The organism is Micromonospora sp., assembly GCF_048594385.1.
Lineage (GTDB): Bacteria > Actinomycetota > Actinomycetes > Mycobacteriales > Micromonosporaceae > Micromonospora > Micromonospora wenchangensis.
This window is the reverse complement of sequence record NZ_JBMDWU010000535.1, coordinates 1-5460: the sequence shown is the minus strand read 5'-3', so window position 1 is coordinate 5460 and position 5460 is coordinate 1. Positions and strand designations below refer to the sequence as shown.

Annotated in this window: 4 protein-coding genes; 3 read left to right on the top strand and 1 reads right to left on the bottom strand. The window is 70.5% G+C overall.

The genetic code is table 11. The features are described 5' to 3' along the window. The 3 genes from ACOJTC_RS28365 to ACOJTC_RS28355 all read left to right on the top strand — a co-directional run. On the top strand, positions 1–341 hold a 341-nt coding region (locus ACOJTC_RS28365), incomplete at its 5' end, for a hypothetical protein (RefSeq protein ID WP_420119185.1). A gap of 457 nt (positions 342–798) precedes the next feature. After that, positions 799–2220, top strand: coding sequence for a S8 family peptidase (locus ACOJTC_RS28360; protein ID WP_420119184.1), 1422 nt, complete (start codon positions 799–801; stop codon positions 2218–2220). A 666-nt stretch (positions 2221–2886) separates the two neighbouring features. Further along, on the top strand, positions 2887–4098 hold the full coding sequence (locus ACOJTC_RS28355; RefSeq protein ID WP_420119183.1) for a pectate lyase: 1212 nt from the start codon (positions 2887–2889) through the stop codon (positions 4096–4098). Between the two features lie 141 nt (positions 4099–4239). On the opposite strand, the gene ACOJTC_RS28350 is transcribed toward ACOJTC_RS28355, so the two are convergent. Then, positions 4240–5460 (bottom strand): FGGY family carbohydrate kinase (locus ACOJTC_RS28350; protein ID WP_420119182.1); only part of this gene is annotated, 1221 nt, incomplete at its 5' end.

Here is a 5460-nt window from a genome sequence, read left to right as displayed (position 1 = left end):
TCTGGGTGGAGGTCAAGAACGTGGGAGCCATCACCTGCCAGGCCGACGTCCGGCTCGGCTCCACCACCATCGGCTCGCAGTTCTCCATGGCGACCGTGAGCCCCGGCGGCACCTGGTCCACGACCTGGAACAACGCGAATCCCGTCACCTCGGCCTACGTGATCGGCCCGTCGCCCCAGGGCAGCGCCCCCACCTACTGCCAGTTCGAGGTCACGCGCGTGGTCTACGTCCAGCGCATCAACAGTGACGGCTCCTCGCAGCGCCAGCTCGCGATGTGGTTCAAGAACCTCAGCACGCTGTCCTGCGGAGGAATCGCCTACCTGCAAACCATCGCGGCCTGATCCCGCACCCGTCCCCGCGGTCATCGCTCGACAACCACCGTTGTCGAGCGGTGGCCGCGCCCCCTTTTCGCCACCGGTCTCCTCCCGGGTTCCGCCGTCGGTGGTCGAACGACCGTCGGAAGGCGATGCGCCACCCGGGGACTCGCCTGCGATGTCGGGCGGAAGTGCGCCGGGCGTGAGACGAAGTGCTCCGATCCTGGTCGGCGGCGATCCGGACGGAATGCGGAACGGGTCGGTATCTCGTGCCGCTGGGACCGGGGTGTGAATCGTTCGCCACTGCCGCGAGGGTGAAGCGAACGTCCGGCTGCAGGCGGTGCGTACGTCGGTCTCGGTGGCGGCGGCTGTGAGCCCGTCGCCAGCGGGCCGGCAGCGGGCGGGACCCTGGTCGACGTCCAGGATTCCGCCCCCGCCGATCTTGGACGAGTCGCCGGGCTCCCCTTTGATACCTCTGAAGCAGATGTTTTCAGTCATCGTCAGAATCGCCGAGAACGATGCCCTTCCCAATCGACGGATCTCTTTGCAGGCTGACGCTCGCGGTAGAGTTCGGCACAGTGGTCGGATCGGGCGCTGGCATTCGTGGTGTCGCGTCGTCCGCAGGGAGAGGGAGCTGTCGATGGGATTACCGCGCGGAAGCTCGCCAATTGACATTCGTCAACGTCTAATCACTGCAGTCGCACTCGTCCCCGCCATGCTGGCCGGCATCTTCCTCGGTCAGCCAGTGGCCGCGGCGGCCAATCCGGGGACGGCTCAGGGGGTGGCCGGCCACATCCTCGGGGCCGGCAGGGCGACCGCGATACCGGGTGACTACATCGTGGTGCTCAAGGACGGTGCGGTCGACGGACTGGGGGACGCCCGGGGATCCACGACTGCCGGCCTGGCCCGGTCGCTGGTCGGTCGATTCGGCGCAGCGCCGGACCAGGTGTGGGACGACGCCCTCAACGGCTTCTCGGTGCGGACCTCCGAGTCGGTCGCCCGGAGACTCGCCGCCGATCCGGCGGTTGCCTACGTGGAGCAGAACCAGACCGTCAAGGTGCCCGAAACGGCAGCGCGGACGACCCTCACGCAACCGAACGCGCCCTGGAACCTGGACCGGATCGATGCTCCGGTCGGACTCGACACCACCTACAACTTCGTCAGCAAGGGCACCGGAGTCCGGGTCTACGTCATCGGCCCCGGCATCCGTACCACCCACCAGGAGTTCGGCGGTCAGGCCTACCACGGTTACGCCGCCAGTTGCTTCAGGTCGCTCGGCACGCACGTCGCCGGCATCATCGGTGGCACGACGTACGGGGTGGCCAAGGACGTCACGATGGTCTCGGTCGGCCTGCCCACGTGCGTCGGCACCCTCAGCGCGCTCATCGGGGCCGTCGACTGGGTGGTCGCCGACAACACCCCCTGGAGCCCACCCGCCGTCGGAGACTTCGTGCTGGCCGGCGGGATGAGCACCGCACTGAACACGGCGGTGGCCAATGCCGTCGTCGACGGCATCGTCATCACGACACCGGCTGGCGACGTCAATCACGACGCCTGCCTCGACTCGCCCGGATCGGTGCCCACCGTGCTCACCGTCGCATCCGTCCAATCGAACGACGCCCGGCCCTCCTACTCCAACTACGGCCCGTGCGTCGACCTTTTCGCACCCGGCGTGAACATCGTGTCGGCCTCATCCGAATCCGACACCGCCGTGGCCGATGCCGACCTCACCCTCCAGGCCTCGGCGCACGTGGCCGGAATGGCAGCCCGGGTGCTGAGCAAGAATCCGACCTGGACCCCGGCGCAGGTACACGCCTTCCTGGTCGACAGCGCGACCGCGGGCGTGGTGACCAATCCCGGCAGCGGCTCACCGAACCGCCTGCTCTACGGATCACCAACCCTCTGAACGGCGTCCGGCCGACCCGTCGCCGGGGCCGGCGCTCCCGCCGAAGACGTGCCGTCGAGCAGCGTCATCCGGGCGACCGGTGTGCCCGGCACGCCACGGTCTTGCCGTAGCTGTCCAACAACCTCGCCGGCAATGCGCGCTGAGCTGGCTCCGGCAGCCGGGTGCGATCGGCCCTGTTGCCACCGTCTGGTCGACCCACCCGGTTGTCGAACCGGGCACTGGTCCGTGCTCCCGCTGTTGCTCGTCGCAGGTGGTGGAACAGGCCCGAGCGGCGCGGTGACGGCTCATCGGCGAGGGTGGGCTGTTGCGGTAGCTGACCAGGCGGCTCCGGGAAGCCGCTCTCGTCGGTGAGATCACCGGCCCTCTCCGCCCGGAACGCTGTCGACCTGGTCGTCGAAGGACCCCTGACAGCGAGGCCGTAGCCTCGCCCGAGCCGGTCAGCCTGTCGAGGCAGGTCCGCCCGACCGGCGATTCCGGGGCGCTCGGCAGGTCCACCGGGGGCGGCCGAGCAAACCGACCGGTGTGCTCACCGCTCTGCCGCGCAGCAGCGCCGGCGCATCCGGCAGATGAAGACGATGTGACCCTTGCCTCAGTATCGACCAGTCTCTATTGTTGGCGGAAAGCGCTTTCCCGTCCCAGTGCTCCTGCTCGAAAGGGTGAAATCAGATGAGACGCAAAGTCGCCTCGCGGTGGCTGGCCGGCGGTGCCACCGTGGTCGCAGGTGCCGTCGTCGCCCTGGCGCTGCAGATTCCCAGCGCCTCGGCCGCCACGAACCTGAGCCTCGGCGCGGGCGCCGACGGCTCCAGCAAGGCCAGCGGCACCAGCTACGGCAACGTCGTCGACGGCAACGCCGGCACCTACTGGTCGCCGAGCGGCTCGACCGGCACGATCTCGGTCAAGTGGGGCAGTGCCACCACGGTGTCCTCGGCCGTCATCGTGCAGGCTGCGGGCGGCGGGTCGATCAGTGGTTGGCAGCTCAAGAACAACGACACGAGCGCTGTCCTGGCCAGCGGCAGCAGCGCCCCGAGCACCATCACCTTCTCCTCGACGTCGCTGAAGAAGATCTCCTTCGTCATCACCAGCGCGTCCGGCACCCCGCGGATCGCCGAGTTCGAGACGTACTCCAGTGGCGGGTCGAACCCGACCACCGGTCCGACCTCCGGCCCCACCAGCGGTCCGACGTCCGGCCCGACCAGCAACCCGGGCACGCCGACCGGCGCGTGGCCGTCGTCGGCCGGCTCGGTCAGCATCTCCGGCACGGTCAACGTCTCCGGCACCTTCGACGGCGGGATGAAGACCTACTGCTGCATCGGTGACGGCGGGCAGGGCGAGTCGCAGGACCCGATGTTCAAGATCGCCAACGGGGGCACGCTGCAGAACGTCATCCTCGGTTCGCCCGCCGGTGACGGCGTGCACTGCGAAGGCACCTGCACCCTGCGCAACGTGTGGTGGAACGACATCGGTGAGGACGCCGCCACCTTCAAGCAGACCAACGGCGGCACCTCGTACGTCATCGGTGGCGGCGCGCGCAGCGGCAGCGACAAGACCTTCCAGCACAACGGCAACGGCACGGTCAACATCTCCGGCTTCTACCTGAAGGGGTCCGGCAAGCTGTACCGCGGCTGCGGCAACTGCACCACCTCGTACACCCGGCACGTGCGTATCGACAACGTCCTGGTCGACGACATCGACATGCTCGCCGGCATCAACAGCAACTGGAACGACACCGCGACGATCACCCGCGTGGTCGTGATCGGCTCGGCCACCATCTGCGGCAAGTACAAGGGTGTGCCCAAGGGCAGCGAACCCAGCTACCTCGGTGAGGGCTGGAACGACGCCAACTGCAAGGTCAACAGGAGTGACGTCATCTTCCGGTAGTCACCCCGGACGCGTCGCGTCCCAGCGGGGCACCCGCCATCGGGCGGGTGCCCCGCTGGGACGCACCGGGCGGGATGCGACCCCTGCGGCGTCCGCGACCACCCGGCAGGAACGCACGAGGGGACCCGGACGCCGCCGGTGTCACGTCAGCAGTGGTAGCGCCCGCTGGCGGACGTCGACGTAGCGCTCGTACACCTGGGGGGTGCCGGCGGCGGTGACCTCCTCGGCCTCCACCGGCCACGGCGGCGGTTCGGGGTCTCCGGACAGCGCCCAGGCCGCCTGCCGCGCCGCGCCGAGCGCCACGTACTCGGCGGGGCGCGGCACGCTCACCGGCGCGCCGAACAACGCCGGCGCGACCGCCCGCACCGCCCCCGACCGGGCCGCGCCGCCGCTCAGCAGCACCCGGTCGACCGGGACGTCCTGGGCGCGCAGCGCGTGCAGGGCGTCGGCGATGCCGCCGAGCATGCCCTCCACCGCGGCCCGCGCCAGGTTCGCCGCCGACGCGTTCGCCCGGGTCAGGCCGGCGAGCAGACCGCGTGCGTCGGGCAGATCGGGGGTGCGTTCCCCGTCCAGGTACGGCAGCAGCGTCAACCCGTCCGCGCCGGGTTGCGCCGAGAGCGCCAGGTCGTCCAGCTCGGCCAGTGACCGGCCGAGCAGGTCGGCGACCGCGACGAGTACCCGGGCCGCATTGAGCGTGCACACCAGCGGCAGGAACCGGCCGGTCGCGTCGGCGTACCCGGCCACCAGGCCGCTCGCGTCGGCGGTCGGCACGTCACCGAGCCCGTACACGCACCCCGAGGTGCCCAGCGAGACCACCACGTCGCCCGGTCGCAGGCCGACGCCGAGCGCCCCGCCCATCGTGTCACCGGTGCCGGCCGACAGCAGCGCGCCGGAGGCGGTCTCCCCGACCACCTCGGCCGGCCCGGCGACCCGGGGGAGTGCCACGTCCCGACCGAAGGCGAGCCGCACCAGATCCTGCCGGTACGCGCCGGTGGCCGGTGACCAGTAGCCGGTGCCGGACGCCTCGCCCCGGTCGGTCGTCGGCGCACCGCCGTCCGCGCGCAGCCGGTGGGTGAGCCAGTCGTGCGGCAGCAGCACCGTGCTCGTGCGGTCCGCGAGTTCGGGCTCGGCACGGGAGAACCAGCGCAGCTTGGTGACGGTGAAGCTGGCCACCGGCACCAGCCCGACGGCGTCGGCCCACGCCGTCGGGCCGCCGAACTCGGCGGTCAGGTCGGCGGCGGCGCGCGCCGAGCGGGTGTCGTTCCAGAGGATGGCGGGCCGCAGCACCTCGCCGGCCTCGTCGAGGCAGATCATGCCCTGCTGCTGTCCGGCGACGCCGATCGCGGCCACACCGTCCAGCAG